This window comes from Hwanghaeella sp. LZ110, assembly GCF_048892525.1.
In the GTDB taxonomy this organism is placed as follows: domain Bacteria; phylum Pseudomonadota; class Alphaproteobacteria; order UBA8366; family Aestuariispiraceae; genus Pacificispira.
Genome location: NZ_JBLZHT010000009.1, coordinates 1 through 20,550, shown reverse-complemented (window position 1 = coordinate 20,550; position 20,550 = coordinate 1). Strand labels below are relative to the sequence as shown.

20 protein-coding genes are annotated in these 20,550 nt (G+C 56.1%); 6 read left to right on the top strand and 14 right to left on the bottom strand.

Annotation, left to right across the window (positions count from 1 at the left end; genetic code table 11):
- Positions 1-5: 5 nt before the first annotated feature.
- Entirely contained in the window at positions 6-2,441 is a 2,436-nt protein-coding gene (locus ACOSDM_RS16430) for an ATP-dependent helicase (protein ID WP_420725641.1), read from the top strand.
- On the opposite strand, the gene ACOSDM_RS16425 is transcribed toward ACOSDM_RS16430, so the two are convergent.
- The gene (locus ACOSDM_RS16425; protein ID WP_420725640.1) at positions 2,438-3,016 is read right to left on the bottom strand and encodes a hypothetical protein; all 579 of its coding nucleotides are present in this window, start codon (positions 3,014-3,016) and stop codon (positions 2,438-2,440) included. The genes ACOSDM_RS16430 and ACOSDM_RS16425 overlap by 4 nt on opposite strands.
- Positions 3,017-3,034: 18 nt before the next feature.
- Positions 3,035-4,075, bottom strand: a complete 1,041-nt coding sequence (locus ACOSDM_RS16420) for a hypothetical protein (RefSeq protein ID WP_420725639.1) — start codon at positions 4,073-4,075, stop codon at positions 3,035-3,037.
- A 407-nt stretch (positions 4,076-4,482) separates the two neighbouring features.
- Between ACOSDM_RS16420 and ACOSDM_RS16415 the strand changes: the two genes are divergently transcribed.
- Positions 4,483-5,202 (top strand): type 1 glutamine amidotransferase domain-containing protein, encoded by a 720-nt coding sequence (locus ACOSDM_RS16415; RefSeq protein ID WP_420725638.1) that lies wholly within the window; start codon positions 4,483-4,485, stop codon positions 5,200-5,202.
- Positions 5,203-5,249: 47 nt separating this feature from the next.
- Here the strand turns inward: ACOSDM_RS16415 and ACOSDM_RS16410 are convergent, their stop codons facing one another.
- Positions 5,250-5,585 (bottom strand): cupin domain-containing protein, encoded by a 336-nt coding sequence (locus tag ACOSDM_RS16410; RefSeq protein WP_420725637.1) that lies wholly within the window; start codon positions 5,583-5,585, stop codon positions 5,250-5,252.
- A gap of 207 nt (positions 5,586-5,792) precedes the next feature.
- On the opposite strand from ACOSDM_RS16410, the gene ACOSDM_RS16405 reads away from it, so the two are divergent.
- Positions 5,793-6,494: an alpha/beta fold hydrolase gene (locus tag ACOSDM_RS16405; protein WP_420725636.1), complete on the top strand. Its 702-nt coding sequence runs from the start codon at positions 5,793-5,795 to the stop codon at positions 6,492-6,494.
- Positions 6,495-7,567: 1,073 nt separating this feature from the next.
- Here ACOSDM_RS16405 and ureG read toward each other — a convergent pair.
- The 7 genes from ureG to ACOSDM_RS16370 are packed head-to-tail and all read right to left on the bottom strand — an operon-like array spanning position 7,568 to position 12,641.
- On the bottom strand, positions 7,568-8,191 hold the full coding sequence (gene ureG, locus ACOSDM_RS16400) for an urease accessory protein UreG (protein WP_420725635.1): 624 nt from the start codon (positions 8,189-8,191) through the stop codon (positions 7,568-7,570).
- Positions 8,188-8,868: an urease accessory protein UreF gene (locus ACOSDM_RS16395; RefSeq protein WP_420725634.1), complete on the bottom strand. Its 681-nt coding sequence runs from the start codon at positions 8,866-8,868 to the stop codon at positions 8,188-8,190. Before ACOSDM_RS16395 ends, ureG begins: the two co-directional genes overlap by 4 nt.
- Entirely contained in the window at positions 8,865-9,398 is a 534-nt protein-coding gene (locus tag ACOSDM_RS16390; RefSeq protein WP_420725633.1) for an urease accessory protein UreE, read from the bottom strand. Before ACOSDM_RS16390 ends, ACOSDM_RS16395 begins: the two co-directional genes overlap by 4 nt.
- Positions 9,399-9,405: 7 nt before the next feature.
- Positions 9,406-11,115: an urease subunit alpha gene (gene ureC, locus ACOSDM_RS16385; RefSeq protein WP_420725632.1), complete on the bottom strand. Its 1,710-nt coding sequence runs from the start codon at positions 11,113-11,115 to the stop codon at positions 9,406-9,408.
- Between the two features lie 3 nt (positions 11,116-11,118).
- Positions 11,119-11,436 carry an urease subunit beta gene (locus ACOSDM_RS16380; protein ID WP_420725631.1) on the bottom strand — a complete coding sequence of 106 codons (318 nt, stop codon included), beginning with the start codon at positions 11,434-11,436 and terminating at the stop codon, positions 11,119-11,121.
- Between the two features lie 17 nt (positions 11,437-11,453).
- Positions 11,454-11,756 (bottom strand): urease subunit gamma, encoded by a 303-nt coding sequence (locus tag ACOSDM_RS16375; RefSeq protein WP_420725630.1) that lies wholly within the window; start codon positions 11,754-11,756, stop codon positions 11,454-11,456.
- Positions 11,757-11,774: 18 nt separating this feature from the next.
- The gene (locus ACOSDM_RS16370; protein WP_420725806.1) at positions 11,775-12,641 is read right to left on the bottom strand and encodes an urease accessory protein UreD; all 867 of its coding nucleotides are present in this window, start codon (positions 12,639-12,641) and stop codon (positions 11,775-11,777) included.
- A 127-nt stretch (positions 12,642-12,768) separates the two neighbouring features.
- On the opposite strand from ACOSDM_RS16370, the gene nudC reads away from it, so the two are divergent.
- On the top strand, positions 12,769-13,701 hold the full coding sequence (gene nudC / locus ACOSDM_RS16365) for an NAD(+) diphosphatase (protein ID WP_420725629.1): 933 nt from the start codon (positions 12,769-12,771) through the stop codon (positions 13,699-13,701).
- Positions 13,702-14,245: 544 nt separating this feature from the next.
- Here the strand turns inward: nudC and ACOSDM_RS16360 are convergent.
- Complete coding sequence (locus tag ACOSDM_RS16360) at positions 14,246-15,379, bottom strand: prephenate dehydratase (protein WP_420725628.1); 1,134 nt, start codon at positions 15,377-15,379, stop codon at positions 14,246-14,248.
- Positions 15,380-15,444: 65 nt separating this feature from the next.
- Positions 15,445-16,137: a J domain-containing protein gene (locus tag ACOSDM_RS16355; protein ID WP_420725627.1), complete on the bottom strand. Its 693-nt coding sequence runs from the start codon at positions 16,135-16,137 to the stop codon at positions 15,445-15,447.
- A gap of 141 nt (positions 16,138-16,278) precedes the next feature.
- Here ACOSDM_RS16355 and grxC point away from each other — a divergent pair, with 141 nt between their 5' ends.
- Positions 16,279-16,542 (top strand): glutaredoxin 3, encoded by a 264-nt coding sequence (gene grxC / locus ACOSDM_RS16350; protein ID WP_420725626.1) that lies wholly within the window; start codon positions 16,279-16,281, stop codon positions 16,540-16,542.
- A gap of 35 nt (positions 16,543-16,577) precedes the next feature.
- Positions 16,578-17,435 carry a carbon-nitrogen hydrolase family protein gene (locus ACOSDM_RS16345; RefSeq protein WP_420725625.1) on the top strand — a complete coding sequence of 286 codons (858 nt, stop codon included), beginning with the start codon at positions 16,578-16,580 and terminating at the stop codon, positions 17,433-17,435.
- Here ACOSDM_RS16345 and ACOSDM_RS16340 read toward each other — a convergent pair whose 3' ends face one another.
- Both ACOSDM_RS16340 and ACOSDM_RS16335 read right to left on the bottom strand, forming a co-directional pair.
- Positions 17,436-18,998, bottom strand: coding sequence for a hypothetical protein (locus ACOSDM_RS16340; RefSeq protein ID WP_420725624.1), 1,563 nt, complete (start codon positions 18,996-18,998; stop codon positions 17,436-17,438).
- 701 nt (positions 18,999-19,699) lie between these two features.
- Positions 19,700-20,284 (bottom strand): RT0821/Lpp0805 family surface protein, encoded by a 585-nt coding sequence (locus ACOSDM_RS16335; RefSeq protein ID WP_420725623.1) that lies wholly within the window; start codon positions 20,282-20,284, stop codon positions 19,700-19,702.
- Positions 20,285-20,550: the final 266 nt, after the last annotated feature.

The following is a 20,550-nucleotide window of genomic DNA, read 5'->3' as shown; positions in this document are numbered from 1 at the left end:
ACCCTATGTCAGACCCACTGGATTACGATGATATCGACTTCCCCGCTGTGCCCAGCGGCCCGGCCCCCGCCTATCCGGGGCGCAGCAATTCCGCGCCACCGCCCTGGCTGGACACTCTGAATGATGCCCAGCGTCTGGCGGTGGAGGCGATTGACGGACCCGTCCTGGTGCTGGCGGGGGCTGGCACCGGCAAGACCCGCGTGCTGACCACCCGGCTTGCGCAAATTCTGCATCAGGGCAAGGCGAAACCCTATCAGATCCTGTGCGTCACCTTCACCAACAAGGCCGCCAAGGAAATGCGCGAGCGCGTCGCCCATCTGGTTGGCCCGGCGACAGAGGGCATGTGGCTGGGAACCTTCCACGCATTGGGCACCCGCATCCTGCGCAAGCATGCTGAACTGGTCGGCCTGAAATCCAGCTTTACCATTCTGGATACCGACGACCAGATCCGCCTGTTAAAGCAGGTATTGGAAGCCGAAGGCGTGGACGAAAAACGCTGGCCCGCCCGCATGCTGATCCATGTCATCCAGCGCTGGAAGGACAAGGGCCAAGTCCCGGAGCGTGTCAGTGCGTCCGAATCCGGCGACATTGCCAATGGCCGTGCTGTTGAAATCTATCGCCAATATCAACAGCGGCTTAGTACCCTGAATGCCTGTGACTTTGGCGATCTGCTGCTGCATAATCTGACGATCTTCACCAAACATCCCGAGGTGCTGGAGCGGTATCGCCATCTGTTCCAATACATCCTGGTCGATGAGTATCAGGACACCAACGTCTCGCAATATCTGTGGCTGCGCCTGCTGGCCCAGGGCCGCAAGGAAGGCGAAAGCCAGAATATCTGCTGTGTTGGCGATGATGATCAGTCGATCTATGGCTGGCGCGGGGCGGAGGTTGGCAACATCCTGCGTTTTGAGAAGGATTTTCCCGGCGCGAAGGTCGTGCGGCTGGAACGGAATTATCGCTCCACCCCCCATATCCTCGGCGCGGCCTCTGGCCTGATTGAGAAGAACGAGGGACGACTGGGCAAGACCCTGTGGACCGACCGCAATGACGGCGACAAGGTGCGCGTGCGTGGCCTGTGGGATGGCGACGAGGAAGCCCGCCTGATCGCCGATGAGGTCGAAGCGCTGCAATTGAAGAACGAGCCGCTGGACGAAATCGCCATCCTGGTCCGCGCCGGATTTCAGACCCGTGAATTCGAAGAACGCTTCATCACCCTGGGTATCCCCTATCGCGTTGTCGGCGGCCCCCGGTTCTATGAGCGCGAAGAGATCCGCGACGCCATCGCCTATCTGCGCGTGATCCACCAGCCCGCCGATGATCTGGCCTTTGAGCGGATCATCAACAAGCCCGCACGCGGCATTGGCAAAACGACACTTCAGGCCCTGCACAAGGCCGCCCGGGCGCAAGGCCTGCCGCTGTCCATCACCGCCCAGCGCATGGTGGAAACCGACGAGTTGAAAGCGGCTGCCCGCAGCAAGCTGTTTGCCGCGATGGACATGTTCGACCGCTGGCGCCGCCTGTCCGAAGGCATTGACCATGTGGAACTGACCGAAACCGTGCTGGAGGAAAGCGGCTATACCGATTTCTGGAAGCAGTCGAAAAAGCCGGAAGCCGCTGGCAAGCTGGAAAACCTCAAGGAAATGCTGTCGGGCATGGAGGAATTCGACGACCTGCCCGCCTTCCTGGAACATATCAGCCTGGTGATGGAGGTCGAATCCAACACGGTCGGGCCCATGGTCTCGGTCATGACGCTGCACGCCGCGAAAGGTCTGGAATTTGAGACCGTCTTCCTGCCGGGATGGGAAGAAGGCCTGTTCCCCCATCAGCGCGCCATGGATGAAAGCGGCCTGGCCGGGCTGGAAGAAGAACGCCGCCTGGCCTATGTCGGGATCACCCGGGCCAAGCGCCGCTGTGAAATCAGCTTCGCCGCCAATCGCCGCATTCACGGCTCCTGGAATGCCGCCCTGCCGTCGCGTTTCATCGATGAATTGCCCCCGGAACACGCCCTGATCGAGGCCGACCGCGGAGTCTATGGCGGCATTGGTGGCGGCCGCGCCGAAGACCGCGCCGCCTTCACCCAGGTCGGCTATGGCCGCAGCAGCAGCTTCGGGGGCGGACCTGCAGGTGGCGGATTTGGCGGCGCAAAAGCCTCAGACTTCGACGCCGGCCCCACTTACTCGGCCCCCACCTATTCTTCTCCGGGCGGCGGCCCCGGCTGGCAACGCCTGAAACAGCGCGGCCTCAGCCAAACCCGCGCGCCGGTGATCGATGCCAGCTACAGCAGCAGCACCGACCACGATTTCGGCACCGGCGAGCGCGTCTTCCACCAAAAATTCGGCCCCGGCACCATCACCGCCATAGACGGCGACCGCCTCTCAATTGAGTTCGATAAGGCTGGCAAGAAGACAGTCGTGGCGAGTTTTGTGGAGCGGGGTTAGCTCTTATCTCTAAACTTCCCATAAGAATCAGGAGTTTTATAAGGACGCTTTCGATCCGAATCTTCAATATTCTTTTTAATTTCGTCTGCTCTTTTCTTTTTAACAAATCGTGTCATCAGTTCTGCCTGTAACTCGACCAAATCATAATCTCCTCGAACCAAGACTATCGCCCTCATGAAGGTAAAAGCGATAAACACAACCACGCATCCAGTTACTATAGAATTAACGTACTCAGCTTGGGTCTGATCAATAAAAGGGATTTTTGCTATAGCCTTTAGTATTAAAGATATAAATGTTGTTAAAAATATTCCTATCAGACAAAAATATAAAAGCTGAATCATTCTTCGCATTACATCTTTAACTGCATAAGATAATTCTTCAATCTCATTTATCTCAAAATACTCCATGTTTGTTATTGGCATTCCTCTTGCCAATCTTACAAATACAGCACCTGCAATCACTGAGAGGGCAACAATGGTACCTGTGCGAAATTCATCCCAATGCCTTGCTTCCACAATCTGGGAAGCCAGCAAAGCTAATATGATTGGCACACCTAATTGAACATATTTGTTCATGAAGAATCCCGATTCTAATCACTCTTTGATTTTGCCATCTTCAACGAACCTAGTGTATACTTTTAGTAACTGATATCGAGTGTCACCTAGGTCAAGTAGCATACTATTTTCTCTTATACGATTAAATGGCATGTTTGCATGAAGTCTTGCCTCGTTCCCACGAATTTTGCCATCCCGCCCACGAATCTGTACTTCTCCATCTGGAAGATTCCGAACAGCCGATGCAATATTCCGCATAAACTCTTTTTCAAATTTCCGCTTTATCGCTCTATAGCCAATATTAACATTTACCTCCAAGGCCGCATCAGGTGGCATGCTTTCAATTATCTTCTTGGCTTCCATAGGTCCTAGAACATCTTCGATTACTTTAAGTGCATTCCCAAATTTTGCCTTGATATCGGTAAGAAGCGTTTTGTGTTCAACATCCTTTCCAATAATTTTCTCATCTACTTCAGAGATCGTCTCCGGTACAAGGCCACCAATTTCTATGCTTTGAACATCCTGAAGATCGCCGCCGACAGTTGAAACATCGAAGGCGGCTTGGAGCTCTACAAATTCCCCATCTGATAGCACTGAAGCCTGGTCTTTTAGAAGCCATTGAAAATATTCTTCCATGGCTTTCGTTTGTATCGAAATATGTTGGATAATAAAGAAATGATCCTCAACAATTAACCAATACGCAATACCATGCAAATACTCTGTCCCATCAGGAGCCTTATCTTCTGATATTCCTACTGATTCTATGGGTGCCCGCTCATCACGCCCCCCCAGAATTTCATTTTCGACCTCTAGCAAAGCCTGCAATTGACCTGGTGTGAACAAGCATAAGTTTCCAAATACAATGCCGTCATTCTCATCAAAATCATTAATGAATCGGCGATTGTCGGGATTATTGGGGACAGGACAAACCCGAAGCTGCCAATTCGACTTGAAACGAACACCATTCTTATGTTTCGTTTCCATCGCTTTTGCAATTGCTGCGGCTAGCGACATGTCAGGAAAAACACCTGGATCCCGACGAAGTCTCCGATAATGAACTGTCGCATATTTTTTATCCATCTTACCCTCCCATAAAAAGCAGATAAATCATAAATTACTTATTTAATATAATTCAACTTAATATTTTATAGATATTTTCTTTTTAACATATGCTAAAAGTTAAACCACACAGCTTAAACCGTCAGTAACACTGCGAAAAGCGATGCTTGCCCATAGGCAATTCTCGGATTTCGCTAGGATATCCTCCTCAGGATCTGGGTGATTAGTTTAGTATTGGCGGCTGAAGCCCAAAAGCTCTGCCGTTCGATCTATGGACCCGCGCTGATAACTCTCCAAAAACGTTCGCGAACAATCATCGTTTATGCCCACTCATAAGATTCTCTATGGCCCCCCATCAAATATTTAAGGATGAAATTTGAGCGTTCCTCCTCATGTTAGGGGCAACCTTACAACAACGGGAGCCCTAAATGGCTGATCCTAAGAAAGTTGCTATCATCGTTACCTCGCATGCCAGTATGGGCGATACGGGGGAGAAGACCGGCGTTTGGCTGGAGGAATTTACGACACCTTATTACCATCTGCGGGATGCGGGTCTGACGGTGGATGTGTTCTCCGTCGCGGGCGGTGACATTCCAATTGATCCGCGCAGCGTGGAAGGCGATGCCCAAAAAGAGGAAAGCGTCGCGCGCTATCTGAAGGATGAGAGACTGCAAACGACGGTGAAGACAACCCCCTCTGTCGATCAGATTGACCTGGACGGCTATGATGCGGTGTTCTTTCCAGGCGGTCACGGCACGATGTGGGATTACCCACCCAACGGCGCCATTGCGGAAGTTGTATCGCAGGGTCTGGACGCCGGGAAAATCATCGCCACAGTCTGTCATGGTCCCGCCTGTCTGGTGAATGCAAAGACCAAGGCGGGGGCCCCTGTCGTCAAAGGTCGCCGCGTGACCAGCTTTAGCAACAGCGAAGAAAAGGCCGCCGGTTTGACCGATGTCGTCCCGTTCCTGTTGGAAACGAAATTGCGGGAACTGGGGGCGATGTACGAAAGTGTCGACGACTTCCAGCCCTTCGCCATTCGCGATGGGGACCTGATCACCGGTCAGAATCCGGCCTCAGCCAAGAAGGTCGCCGACTCGCTGATTGAGGCTTTGACGCATTCAGCAAAACGCCGCGAAGTCGCGTAACTGCGCATATCGGAGTCTGATCGCGTGTCACCCGCGATTGGACTCCCTTACCGTCGATACATCAGCAGCATCGTGCATCCGCCCTTGGATCCGGCCTCATGCATTGCGCCGATGGCGCGTTGGCAGTAGTGGCCGGGGCCATAGCTGTGTTCGGCGTCATAGAAATCGCCGTCCAGGACATAGATTTCTTCCAACTGGTCATGGGCGTGATCCGGGGTATAGGCACCGGGATCGATTTTCATCAGCGCCGTGGACACGCCGGTCTGGCTGTCCTTAAAGATCGGTTTCATCCAGAAGCCGGGCGAGCCGGTTTCCTGCCAATCGTTTAAAGTCGTATCGATGCGGTGAGAGCCAGAGTGCTGGCGGTCAATGGCGGTCATCATGTTGCTCCTCTATTGGCGCTAGAGCATCATGCGTTCGCATGAGCTCACACAGGACACTCTAACCATTTGTTTCTTTAGCAAATGCGTCGTCGCAAACGATTCCGTTTGCTCGGGATTTGCGCTAGTGTAGGAAAAACGGTGGTCTGTGGGAAGAGGTCTGCAGGACACAGGATTTTGTCTTTCTCGGCTCAACATGGATACAGCACGATGACCCATTTCACATTGGTACACGGTGCCTGGCACGGCGCGTGGTGCTGGGATGCCCTGTCCAAGATCCTGATGGCACGGGGCCACACTGTGTCCTGTAGTACCCAGACCGGATTGGGGGAGCGCGCGGGGGAGTTGTCGCCGGATATCACCCTGCAAACCTTTGTCGATGATGTGGTGGCGCATATTCAGACCCGGGACATTCGCGACACGGTTCTGGTCGGGCACAGCTTTGGCGGAATTGCCATTACCGGGGCTGCGGCCGTCTTACCGGACCGGATATCGGAACTGGTCTATCTGGATGCGATGGTGCCCCTGTCTGGCGTCGCGCCCCGGGAGACGGTTGCCCCGGATGTCTGGGCCGCCCGCAAGGCCGGTGCGATCATGGTGGGCGAAACCCTGTGCCTGCCCCCACCCAAGGCGATTGCCATGGGCCTGACGGACCCGACTGAGGCAGCCTATATTGAGGCCCGCATGACCCCGCATCCGATCCGTACCTATGAAACGGCGATCACATTCAACGGCCTGCCGAATAATGGTTTGCCGGTCCGCTATATCCGCGTCACCGATCCGATCTACCCGCCGCTGGAATCCCATCGCCAGCGCGCTGTGGAGATGGGCTGGCCCATGCAAGACATCGCCAGCGGCCACGATTGCATGATCAACGCGCCACAGGCCCTGGCGGATTTACTGCAGAAATAAATCCATTTTCAGAGCCCCTGGCACAAACGCTCCAATCGCACGTGCTGCTCTGGACCCCGGATCACGTCCGGGGTGACAGCAACAAATGTCATACCCTCAGCGCCCTTTGCGCCTTCTCCGCGCCCTTTGCGGTAAATCAAACCCCGTCGCACCCGCGCAGGCGGGTGTCCAGGGCCACACGCACCAATCGCGCTTCCCGCACTGGACCCCGGATCAGGTCCGGGGTGACAAGACGGAGTGGTCGTCATACCGCCTGCACTAATCCTGTGCTGGGGATTTTAGAAGAAGGAAACCGCAAAGGACGCTGAGCACCGCAGAGAGCGCAAAGACTACTACACCGCCGTCTTACCCGCGCAGGCTGGTATCGAGAATCGAACACACCAATTGCACCCGCCGCCCTGGAGCCCGGATCACGTCCGGGATGACCGCAACAAATGTCATGCCCTCAGCGCTCTTTGCGCCTTCTCCGCGCCCTTTGCGGTAAATCTTCAACAAACCCCGTCTCTCCCGCGGAGGCGGGTGTCCAGGGCCACACGCACCAATCGCGCTTGCCGCCCTGGACCCCGGATCAGGTCCGGGGTGACAAAACGGAGTGGTCGTCATACCGCCTGCGCTAATCCCGTGCTGGGGATTTTAGAAGAAGGAAACCGCAAAGGACGCTGAGGACCGCAGAGAGCGCAAAGACTACTACACCGCCGTCTTACCCGCGCAGTCTGGTATCGAGAATCGAACACACCAATTGCACCCGCTGCTCTGGAGCCCGAATCACGTCCGGGGTGATATCAACAAATGTCATGCCCTCAGCGCCCTTTGCGCCTTCTCCGCGCCCTTTGCGGTAAATCTTCAACAAACCCCGTCTCTCCCGCGTAGGCGGGTGTCCAGGGCCAACCGCACCAATCGCGCTTGCCGCCCTGGACCCCGGATCAAGGTCCGGGGTGACGATGGTGCAGACAAAAGCACCCTCACCCTGAGGAGCGTAGCGTCTCGAAGGGGGAGCTTTTGCTGCACGCCCCCCTACAGCAACGCCTCAGGATGAGATTGGGACGTTTTGTGGACGTGTCAGTTTCACAGGGCTAGGCAAGTCCTGCGGCGTCTTCCAGGAAGGTGACAATTTCCGGCACGCCCTTATTGTCTTTCAGATTGGTGAACAGGAAGGGACGGTCGCCGCGCATCTTTTTCGCGTCCCGATCCATTACCGACAGGTCCGCACCGACCAGCGGGGCCAGATCGATCTTGTTAATCACCAACAAGTCCGACCGAATAATCCCCGGCCCACCCTTACGCGGAATTTTATCACCGGCCGAAACATCTATTACATAAATTGTGATATCAGCAAGATCCGGCGAAAATGTCGCGGCAAGATTATCCCCCCCGGATTCGATCAGCAGCACTTCCAGTTTAGGAAATTTCGCAACCAGATCGTCCACGGCGGCTAGATTGAGGGACGCATCTTCGCGAATGGCGGTATGGGGACAACCACCGGTCTCAACACCAACAATCCGATCCGGCGACAGCGCGCCGCTGCGGGTCAGGAACTCAGCATCTTCCCGTGTGTAGATGTCGTTGGTGATGGCGGCAATGTCATAGCTGTCGCGCATCGCCTTGCACAGCCGATCCATCAGCGCCGTCTTGCCAGAGCCGACCGGACCGCCAATGCCAATGCGGACCGGGCCTGTATGGGAAACGGGTTTCGTCATGATCTAAACAACCTCGTATACTGGGTTTCGTGAAACATTGCGGCCAGATCGACCGCCACACTGGCGCTGGAAATCCTGTCGAATGGTGTTTCCATCGCCTTTTGCGCAAATTTGGTAATACATGGCTTAAGGGCCATCAAAGCCGCCACCCCATCCCGCTGACCCAAGGGAATAAGGCGCTGGCCCGCAGACACCAGATTGGCAACCGCACCATGCATCCAGGATTCAACAGCGGTTTCCAGCGGAATGCCCGCATCTGCACAGGCTGCACCAAAAGCAACGGCATGAGGAATTCCGACATCAGGCATCGTATTTTGCAATGCCGACAAGCGGGGATAGTGTGTCCCTTCCAACTGCAGCGCCTTGATAAAGGCACGGCCCTGGTTGACGGACTCGGCTGCCAGTTCCGACGCCCCCCTCAAACTAACCGCTTCCTCCAACACCAAGGCCAAACCCATGGTATTGGCGCGATGAGCGGCACAGAGGAAGGCCGCGTCGGCCTGCAGATCACCAAATTCCAAAAGAGCCCGTATGAAGGATTCCAGGCTGGTGCGGTCGGTCACTTGGCCTGTCTCCACCAGCCATTCCAACCCATGGGAATAACTGAACGCCCCCACCGGAAAGGCGGGCGAGGTCCACAGCATAACCGTCTGCAACCAGTCCGGCGCGCGTGTCACGATCCAATCCTTACAGATTGGTGATCATGATTGTGGGGATGGCCGTGTCCGTGGTCGTGCCCGTGATCATGATGATGTCCATGCCCGGTGCTGGCGGCATCATAGGCCCCGGCCTCTGGTGTGAAGGGGGCTTCGTGGCGCTTTACCGTTGCCCCAAGCCCTTCCACCATTGCCTCAATCACCGCATCGGCGCGAAAACGGATCGTACCATCGTCCAGGATTTGTACCGGGAGATGCCGGTTGCCCAAATGCCAGGCCAGACGGGCGGTTGCCGCTGGACTGACCCCCAGCGCATCGGCCACCGGTTCCGACGCCTCCACGATTCGAATCATGCCGCCATCCTGCAAGGCCAGCCCATCGCCCTGTCGCAATGTTACGGCCTTAGGCAGGTCCAGTAAGAAGGCTTCCCCCTGATCATCCTGCAGCTTGATGCGCCGCCGGTTGCGTTGATCCAGGTCCAGCGTGGCACTGACAGCATTGCCATCATCCACCCAGCTGCCTGCCATATGTCGTTGCGTTGCGCGCCGCATCACATCCTCAGAACAGGAAATAGCGTTGTGCCAGGGGCAATTCCGCCGCTGGCTCACAGGTCAACAGCTCACCATCGGCCCGAACCTCGTAGGTTTCCGGATCGACCGTGATTTCCGGCAAGGCATCGTTCAGTGCCATATCCGCCTTGGTCACGGTCCGACACCCTTTAACCGCCAAAACCTGCTTGGACAGGTTCAGGGAATGCTTAAGACCTGCATCAACCCCGGCTTGAGACATGAAGGTGACGCCAGTTGCCCCCAAGGCACCGCCCAAACTGCCAAACATCGGGCGATAATGCACCGGCTGTGGTGTCGGGATAGAAGCATTCGGGTCACCCATAGCCGCAGCGGCAATCATACCAGAGCGCAAAACCAGATCCGGCTTCACGCCAAAGAACATCGGCTTCCAGAGCACCAGATCAGCCAGCTTTCCAACTTCGATAGACCCGACATGCTGAGACAATCCATGGGCTCTGGCAGGGTTTATGGTGTATTTGGCGATATAACGACGGGCGCGCAGGTTATCATTGTCACCCGTTTCCCCGTCCAGACTGCCGCGCTGCATCTTCATCTTATGGGCTGTTTGCCAGGTTCGTGTAATAACTTCCCCAACACGGCCCATTGCCTGACTGTCCGACGCGATGATGGAAAACGCGCCAATGTCATGCAGGATATCTTCAGCCGCGATGGTTTCCTTGCGAATCCGGCTTTCCGCGAAGGCGACATCTTCTGGAATGCGGGGGTCCAGGTGATGACAGACCATCAGCATATCCAAATGCTCATCAACTGTATTGCGAGTATAGGGCCGCGTTGGATTGGTTGAGGAGGGGATCACATTGGCCAGACCACAGACCTTGATGATATCGGGCGCATGACCACCGCCCGCCCCTTCCGTGTGGAACGCATGGATGGTGCGTCCCTTGAACGCGGCAATCGTGTTTTCGACAAAACCGCTTTCGTTCAGCGTGTCTGTGTGGATCGCAACCTGGACATCGGTTTCTTCTGCAACACTGAGGCAGCAATCAATGGCGGACGGGGTGGTGCCCCAATCCTCGTGCAGTTTCAATCCGATGGCTCCTGCTGCTACCATTTCGATCAGGGCATCCGGGCGGGACGCATTACCCTTGCCAAACAGTCCGACATTGACCGCCATGCCATCTGCCGCCTCCAGCATTCGGGCCATATGCCAGGGGCCGGGTGTTGCGGTTGTGGCATTGGTGCCCTCCGCCGGTCCGGTGCCGCCGCCCAGCATGGTGGTCACGCCGGACATTAGCGCGTCTTCCGCCTGCTGCGGACAGATCCAGTGAATATGGGCATCAATCCCACCGGCGGTAACAATGCGCCCCTCGCCCGCGATGATTTCTGTTCCAGGGCCGCAGATTATATCGACGGCTGGTTGCACATCGGGATTGCCCGCCTTACCGATGGCGGCGATCTTGCCGCCCTTCAATCCGATATCAGCCTTATAGACGCCGGTGTAATCCAGGATCAGGGCATTGGTGATGACGGTATCCATCGCGCCTTCTGCGCGGGTGGCTTGCGATTGGCCCATGCCGTCACGGATCACCTTTCCACCACCGAATTTGACTTCCTCGCCATAGATCGTGCGGTCACTTTCGACCTCGATGATCAAATTCGTATCGGCCAGGCGCACCTTATCGCCTGTGGTGGGGCCATACATGTCGGCATAGGCCTGTCTGTCGATTGAATATGCCATGACTTATTTCCCCCCATCCAGCGGGCCCTGAACCGCACCATTAAATCCGGTCACGATCCTCTTGCCCGCATAGGCGACCAGAGTGACGTCTCGACTTTGCCCTGGCTCGAAGCGCACGGCAGTTCCGGCTGGAATATCCAATCGAAAGCCTCGCGCTGCCGCCCGGTCGAATTTCAATGCCGGGTTGGTTTCAGCAAAATGATAATGACTGCCAACCTGAACCGGGCGGTCCCCGCCATTTGCGACAGTCAGCGTCAAGGTTTCACGCCCATCATTCAGGGTGATTTCACCGGCGGCACAAAGGATTTCTCCTGGAATCATGATATCTCTCCTTTGCCTCAGCGGATTGGGGTGTGAACGGTGACCAGCTTGGTCCCATCGGGGAAGGTTGCCTCAACCTGGACCTCATGGATCATCTCTGCGATGCCATCCATGACTTGATCCCGGGTGATGACCGTGGCCCCATCGCGCATCAAATCGGCCACAGCGCGGCCATCGCGGGCGCCCTCAACGACATAGTCACTGATCAGGGCAATCGCCTCTGGATAGTTCAGCTTCACGCCCCGCGCCAATCGCTTGCGTGCCACTTCGGCCGCCATCGCGACCAGCAGCTTGTCTTTCTCTCTGGGTGATAAGTTCATTTGCCCCGTCTCCTCCCATCAACAATGAATCAAGGCTGGCAGCCGTGCGGGGCGGCCAAAAGCCTGGTGCCGCAAGACAGACCATACCTGCATATAGCGCGCCCGCATCGCGGCTGGATCCTTGCCTAGGAACCGCAGCAGCAGAAGCGGCCCCATCACGGTCGCCCCCGCAATCCCCCCTGGCAGGTCCATCAATAAGGGTCGAACCCTATCGCGCAATGTTTCTGGCTGTGGCGCGGCACAGATCAGGGTGGCCATCGCCGTTGCCCCGTTCAAGCCGAAGGGGCTGATCGCAACAGCCGGGTTCAGGACAAAGGCATCACGCCAAATCGTCCTGCCTGCCAATGTCAGCCTCCAGTTTTCCTGAAACTGGCACTGGCGCACGGTTTCACCCATGGCGCCGCGTCCGAAAATCACCATCTCTCCGGCCATGACATGGGCGGTTTCTGTTGCAAGATCGATCCTGGTGGACCGGACCAGACGCGCCCCTTCGAATAGAATCGTCTCCTGCGGCAGATATTCCAGGCAGCCATTCGCACCAGCCTTCAAAGTCAGCGTGACTCTGGCCGGCTCCGCATCCTGGGCTCGATATACCTTCTCTGCAGCCTGGGCCAGGCTCAATACCTGCGCATTTTCTTCGGCACTGATAGAGACGTCGATCTGATCGCCCCCGACAAGGCCGCCAGAGACCGTGGTGATCGCCGCTGTAATCACATCATTCCGTGCGGGCCTTGGAAACAGCACCCGCATGGGATGGCTGTGATACAGATCGCTCAGCCCCGTCTGATCGCGCTTTGCATCATGACGAAAGCCCAAAATGACCGCGCCCCGCGCCCGTTGCGCGGCGGGTTTTGTGGTGAGTGTTAAGGCGATATCTCCATCCATCACAACACGCTACCCCTAGAATATGTCTCAGCGCAATATGTTGCAGCGCAAAACCGTCATCCTGGGGCGTTGGGATCTGCTATAGAAGTTGAAGAGGCGGCAAACGCATGGCACTGTCCCTTCCATCATGAGGACCGTTCTACATCACACACATGCACCCAACGTTTATGCGTCCGGCCCCTTGGATAGGGCGGATCGTCTTCGTGGCGATCAAGAGGCGTTGACGCTTGCCATCAGCAGCGAGACTGCGCGCCTGTTCCCTGTATGGCGCGGTAACAATCTGGTGCAGATGGGGGACACAATACGGGGCTGGACCGTGCAGGCAACGCGCACGGATCTGATGCAGCACGCCAAGTTGTCCGTTTTTCTGGGTTTGGATTCCACCGGCGCCCCCCATTTCGCCATTGATTTGTCTGATTTTGAGGAACCGCCCGAATTTGAACCCGGTACCGCCTTCGAAGACCTTCGGAAAGTTGGTCCGATGCTGGGGGATGATGATGGGGCCATATTGGCTTATGCTCGTGGCCTGGTGCATTGGCACCGCCGTCATCTCTTCTGTGGTGTCTGCGGCCGCCCGACAGACTCCCGCAAGGGGGGGCATGAAAGACGCTGCACAAATCCAGACTGTGGCGCGCCCCATTTTCCCCGCACGGATCCCGCCGTCATCATGCTGGTGCATGATGGCGCTGACCGGATCGTGCTGGGCCGCCAGAAGGACTGGCCACCGGGCCGATGTTCTGTCCTGGCAGGCTTTGTTGAACCGGGTGAAAGCCTGGAAGACGCAGTCGCCCGTGAAGTCATGGAAGAAGTCGGCTTACCAACCACCGATATCCGCTATAATTCCAGCCAGCCCTGGCCCTTCCCATCTTCCATTATGTTGGGCTTTAGCGCCCGCGCGACAGCAGAAGAAATGACCATTGCGACCGATGAAATCGAAGAGGCCCGTTGGGTTTCCCGCGCCGAAATCGCCGCCAGCCCGGAAGACGAAACCTTCGCCCTGCCCCGCCGCGATTCCATCGCCTACCGCCTGATCCAGGACTGGATGGCCCAGGGCAACTAAGCCCCTTTCATCAGATTTCAAATGCCCGCCCTGTTCTGCCAGCCGCCCTGGACCCCGGATCACGTCCGGGATGACAATGTTGCAGACAAACACACTCTCACCCTGAGGAGCGTAGCGTCTCGAAGGGTGACCTTTCTGTAAGCACCGGACTTGCAGCGCATCCTTCGAGACGGCGCTATCGCGCCTCCTCAGGATGAGAATGGAGTAAAGGGTGAGACCGGGCCATTCGCGCAGGCGGGTATCCAGGGCCGACCGCACCAATTGCGCTCGCCGCTCTGGATCCCGAATCAAGGCCGGGATGACGACAGTGGGGAACGCAGAGGGCGCGGAGAAACGCAGAGGGCGCAAAGGCAAATTCAGGCTCGTCTCTCCCGCGAAGGCGGGAGTCCAGGGCCACAAGCACCAATCGCGCCCGCCGCCCTGGATCCCGGATCAAGTCCGGGATGACGTAAAAGTGTATGGGTCGGCCGCTCTGCGTCCTCTGCGCCTTCTCAGCGTCCTTCGCGATAAATCTTCAAAGGTGGCAAAGCTCACACACTCTTCCTCACTCCTCCGCGCGATAATCGGCCTGGCGATAAGTGCCCAGCAGTTTGATCTTGGTGGTGAAGAATTGAAGTTCCTCCATCGCCTGATCGACTGATTTATCTGCAGGATGTCCCTCAATTTCTGCATAGAATCGTGCGCGGCTGTCGTCGCCGACGCTGATATAGCTTTCCAGCTTGATCATATTCACCCCATTGGTGGCAAAGCCGCCCAGGGATTTGTACAGCGAGGCAGGCACGCTGCGCACCGTGAAGACGAAGCTGGTCAGACAGGGACCGGACCTTGGGTCTGGTTCAATGCGGGTCCGCGACATCACAATGAAGCGAGTCACATTGCCGATCCGATCTTCAATCCGGGGACGCAGGATATCCAGCCCGTAGGTTTCCGCTGCTAGAGTGGAAGCAATGGCTGCAATGGAAGGGTCATTCAGCTTCGCCACATCCTGCGCGGCCCCGGCTGTATCGGCGGCGATGACCGGCTTGATTTTGAGTTCCCGCAACGTGTTGCGGCACTGCGCCAAGGCCTGTTCGTGACTGCGCGCTTCTTTCACGGTCTCAAAGCTGCCGCCTTTCGGAACCAGAAGGCAATGATGCACCGGTTGGAAATATTCCCCGATGATGAACAGGTTCGACTCGGGCAACAGATGATGAATGTCCGCCACACGCCCGCCCAGGGAGTTTTCAATCGGGATCATCGCCAGGCCGGCACGCCCTTCCTCGACAGCGGCAAAGGCATCCTGAAATGTTGGACAGGGCAAGGGTTCCATCGCCGGAAATGCCCCGCGTGCCGCAAGATGGGAATAGGCCCCCAACACCCCCTGAAAAGCGATGACAGGATTATCCTGTGCCGGATTGACAATCGCGGTGGGAGAGGGAGTCGACATCGTTCTATGGCCTTCCTGAAAATACGAAACGGAACCCAGGGCCCCGGTAAATGCACCAGTGCCATGCTCTAAATCCAACACTGTCACCCGCAGGGCTGCGGCCAGCTTTGGCATCATGCTGCGCTTTGGCGCGGTCTTACCTGTCTCCCACAAGGCGATGGTCGACTGGGTGACGCCCAGTCGTTTCGCCAGGTCGCTCTGGCTTAACCCCGCCGCAAGACGGGCCCCTTTCACTGCCGAAGACAAGCTCATGGCGAGGCATTAAGCGTCAAAATACCTTAAGTCAATATTTTTATTAATCATAAATATGAGAAATACTAATTTTTATCATAGGCTCGCATGAAACTCATGGCCTGATTCAATAAGGCCATGCGGGCCGTATCACCGGTATCACTGTCTGGATGGTGAATGGTCGCCAACTGGCGGTACCGGGCTTTGATTTCCGCAGCTCCAGGACGGGAATTTGGCGGGAAGCCCAGGACGAAATGGGCTTCATCCTTGGTGCGCACCGCATTGGGCAGACGGTCCCCAGCCAGAACCTGAACCGCCGCGCGCAACCGATGCAGTTCAGCCTTCAATTGGGCGTGCTCGACCTCGCGGGTCGGGTGATGGCTGGGCTCCAGCACCATACGCAGGGCACCGCTGTCCAGCGCCAGGGCCAATCCCAATGCCTTACGCAACAGGACCGGATCATATCCATCCGGCAGTCGGACCTGCAGGCGGGGCTTTCGCCGCCAGGGCTTGCCCTTATCCGGGCCAGACTTCAGGGTCACCGTTTCGCGATCAGAGGCTTTTGGATCACCCGGATCTACCGCCGCCGCAATCATCGATTCAGGCAGCATCAGAATGACCGACCGCGCCAGGTCCGCCGCGTTGACGCCACGCGCTTCTGCAAGGGCAAGGATCTGATTTCGAAACCGTGTGCTGCAGGGAATGGTATAAGAGCGTTTGTGGCCTGAATTTTCATCGGGCGGGACTATATCGGTTTTGGAAACAGTCTCTTGGCTCATCACCCCTTGTCCCTAGCCTGAAACGCGCCAAATTGGCAATGATTTGCAGCGTCTCTCGACAAAGAGGCGGTTTCCTGCATGATGAACCATATCCTGAGGCCTTTTACATCAAGGTCCGAAATTTGAGAGAAGGAGGGCCAAATGGCCGTCGTTGAGATTTACACCCGCCCCATGTGCGGATTCTGCTATCGCGCCAAGAAGCTGCTGGACAGCAAAGGCGTCAGCTATTCCGAATATGACATTTGGGGCGAAGGCAATCACAAGGAAGTCATGGCCAAGCGCGCGCCGGGTGCCCAGACCGTACCCCAGGTTTTTATCGATGACGTTCTAATCGGCGGCTGTGATGATTTGATGGAAGCCGATGCCAACGGTAAACTGGACAAACTGTTAGGCACTGCGGCCTAATCATGCGCTGATGGATCTAAGCAAGGGAGACTGAGATGAAAGAGACATTGACCGTGGGTCTGGTCCAAATGACCTCGACCACATCGATTGACCAGAACATCAAGATTTCCAGTGATTTGATCCGACAGGCGGCGGCGCAAGGGTCAGAACTTGTCGCCCTGCCTGAAGTTGTGAACCTGATGCAGCGGGATCGATCACAATCGTCGAAGGTTGCAGCCCTGGACTCTGAAGATGCCTCTCTGGCGGCCTATAAGGCATTGGCGCAGGAACTTGGCATCTGGATTCATGCTGGGTCGCTGGTCATTCGCCTGGCCGATGATGATCGCTTCGCCAATCGCGGTTTTCTGATCGATCCCACCGGACTGATACAGGCGCAATACGACAAAATCCATATGTTCGATGTCGATCTGGCGAATGGTGAAAGCTATCGGGAAAGCAACGGCTTTCGCCCCGGCACCCATGCGACCCTGGCCCAGACGCCCTGGGGCGGCTATGGCATGGCGGTGTGTTATGATCTGCGCTTTCCCCATCTGTTTCGTGATCTGGCGAAGGCCGGCGCGCGCATTCTGGCGGTGCCCGCTGCCTTCACCCGCACAACAGGACAGGCCCATTGGCATACCCTGTTGCGCGCCCGGGCGATCGAGAATGGCTGTTTCGTCGTGGCACCGGCGCAATGTGGCGACCATGAGGATGGCCGCAAGACCTATGGTCATGCCCTGATCATTGATCCCTGGGGAGAGGTTCTTGCCGATGGCGGGGAAGCACCCGGTGTCGTCACGGCAACACTGAACCTGAACCGCGTTTCCGAGGTTCGGGGAATGGTGCCGTCGCTGAATAATGATCTGCCTTACGATAAACCCCAGGAAGTCGCGCTAAACGCCGCCGCGGAGTAACTATTCGCGGGGCTCTCCACAGAAGCCACGGACGGCATCGCCAATGCGGCGGATGTCAGTGCTGTCACGTGTTGCTGGATCCGCAGGGGCCCCATCTGCAATGCGAAACCCCGTAATGCTATAGGGCATGAAGGATACAACAGACCCACCCCGGCCCTGAGCGGATGGGATATTCTGTATGCAGTCCCCGGCCATTTTGATCGGTGTTCGCCAGAAACCCAACGCATAGCGACCGGCACCGTTTGGATAAGAAACCCCTGTTGGCAGGCCTTTATCTCCCTGTGTATCCAAGGCATCGGTAACCATATCGCGCGACAGGCCTGTCAGGGTTTTGCCCCCCGTACTGTGTCGCAGAACCAGGATCAAGCGCACCAATTCACCCGTCGTAGGGTATAAACCGTTCCCCAAATCGGGAACCCGATGTTCGGCCGTATCCCCAACAGTCATCTGCATTTGCAGCCGCGCAATCCCGATTGCCTTGAACAATCGATCCTGCAATATCCAGCGCAAGGAGGCCCCCGCCCCATCCTTTAACTTGACCAGTCGATCCAGCGCCAAAGACAGGACAAAACTGTCCGATGTCCGAAACCGGAATACTGTGCCCGGTGCCCAGGGGTAATATGGGAATTGCTTCGCCACCGCCAGTTTCTCATCAACCGTTCGTGCCGCGCGGATTGCCTGGGCAGAGGGATCAGAATCCGCCGCAACGAAATTCACTGTCCGTTCCGGAGCAATTTCGCCAAGCCCACTGGCCATATTGATCATATCCAGTATTCGAGTACGCCGCCATTGCGGGTGATTGGCTAATTCAGGCACCAAATCCCCGATCGTCATCACCAGAATATCATGGCCTATACGATGGGCCAGATGGGATACCGCCACAAACGCCAGAAAACTGGGCGTCATGCTGGATATGCCGTGACGCATTTGACGGCAGAAGGGATACAATCCATGCCGCGTATTACAGCCAGACAGATAAACTGTTTCATCCACGATCAATCCGCTGACCGAAACCGCACCTTTCGATCCCAACGGGCCGTTGAAACCGGAAACAGCATCAACCCCAAAGCGTGCCGCCAGATCTGCCCAATCCTTATATTGGGGCGCACTGGACATCCGATCCTCATAGGCGGCGATTCTACTTTGCGCGCCCTCCACTTTGCCTGGGATAAATTCCGTCGACAGGGTCCCCCATATATCCGCTTCGCGCTCCGCAGCGGTTTCCTGAGAAAATTGCAGGATCATGTTGGAAACAGGCTTTCCATTGCCATACAGAAAACTGGCCAACCCATTGCGCACAGCGCCAAATTTGCTGTCGACAATACTGACTGGCAACAATGCCCTGGACTGACCGCGATCCCCCGGCTCAGTCCATATTCTCCCAACACCAAATAACAGCGTAAACCGCCGCCGCTGATCGATGACAACAGTTTCGGGCGCGGGAACGGGAACGATGCGATCTCCATGGGTGATGAGACCCAGCGTCTTTTCCGGCAGCGTCAGCTGCGACTCTCCCAATGCGCCGATGACATTAATCAGAAGGGCGCTTTGCCGCAGGGTCAACTGACCCTGAAGCGCTTCTCCTTTCCCTATTGATCGACCCCCAGGGAGAAAATTTCTCAAGGTCATAGGGGATTTGAGCGCTTCAGGTAAAAAGAACACGTCCGGTCCCAAGGCGCGACGCGTGTCATCCCAAGCAAATTCTGACAATTTAGCATCAGAATCGAGGTCCCTGGCCGGGGAACCGTAATGTTTCTGGATACCGGTCTCTTCCGCCATGCTGCAGCGCATGAAAAATGGTAAAAAAACCGTGCTAATCAGCAGGGACGACAAAGTCAGTGAGCAAAATTTAAGCATTACAAAAATCCTCTACCACTGTGATTTTCCGCCGCAGCCTGCACATTCGCAACAAAGGATTTTTGATTAAATCGCCAGAAATCGGGAGAAATCAGAGAGAATTTCCGACTAGATTATTTTTAGGGCGGAAAATTGCCTAATATTTGTGCGTTGCAACACGATAAGAACGCTTGATTTCGAATGTGTTATCTGTCAATTATTGCACTGCAACATGATCCGCCTAATCATGTTGTGACGTGAACACTGCAGTTTGTGCTTTAGCACTGTAAACCTGCGCTGTTACGTCCGTATTGGGCGTTTCCTCCCTAAACTTGGGCCGCGTTTCGACGCGGTCCTTTTTTTTGCAGGCATAACGCATCGCATGAGCAGCAATTTCTGAGGGAGGGGGAGCTATACCGCCCAGACCATCACCCGGTTGTGGCGTAAACCACCCAATGGCCCGCTTCTGTCAGACATGCTGTTTCACGACCGGAAACCGTATTACCGTCGACATTCACCTGTGCATCATATTCGCGACATATACGACCCTGCGCATTCAGGAAGGTACGCATGGGGGTGATGCTGCCATGGGTGCCGGTGGATTTGTTCTGCCACGTCGCCGTTTCCCCGGCGGGAGCCTGTGTCAGGCTTTGATATGCCGTCTGCTGCATGGAGGTCCTGTCATACCGGGTCAGGTTATCCGACAGCAGTTTCCCGCCATAGGCACCCGCAGCCCCTAATCCCAGTGCCCATAACAGCCGGGTATCATCATTGCCAAAATACTCATACCCGATCAAACCGCCCACAACCGCGCCGGCAACAGCACCGATTGCCAGTTTATCGTCCCGGGATAATTCTTCCTGTCCGGTCGTACACGCGACCTGAGAAAATAGAAGACTGCCAGACAGCACCAAGGCGCACAGCCGTTTCGCTATCGGTCGCTTACTGGGATGTGGCGTTAGAGTGGATGCAAAAGCCGGGACAATTGCCCCGCAGGTCGGATGATTCTTCATTCCGTTTCTCCTGGCAAAAAGGTGGAAAATCCTTCTGGGCCGCCCCTGTTCACCATCTGACCTACCAGAATTTGCAACGAAATGCCACTGTAATTAAGATTTTAAGACTTCCCGTAGACTGGCTGCTCTACCACGGGGGCAAGGACTCACGAAAGAAGTGCAACACTGCTAGAACGGTGTTGCGATGGGAAATTCATATGATCAGCTCTGTCTTTCGGAGCGTATAGAGATCTACCGCCTTCATGAAGGCGGTAGATCTCTTCGAG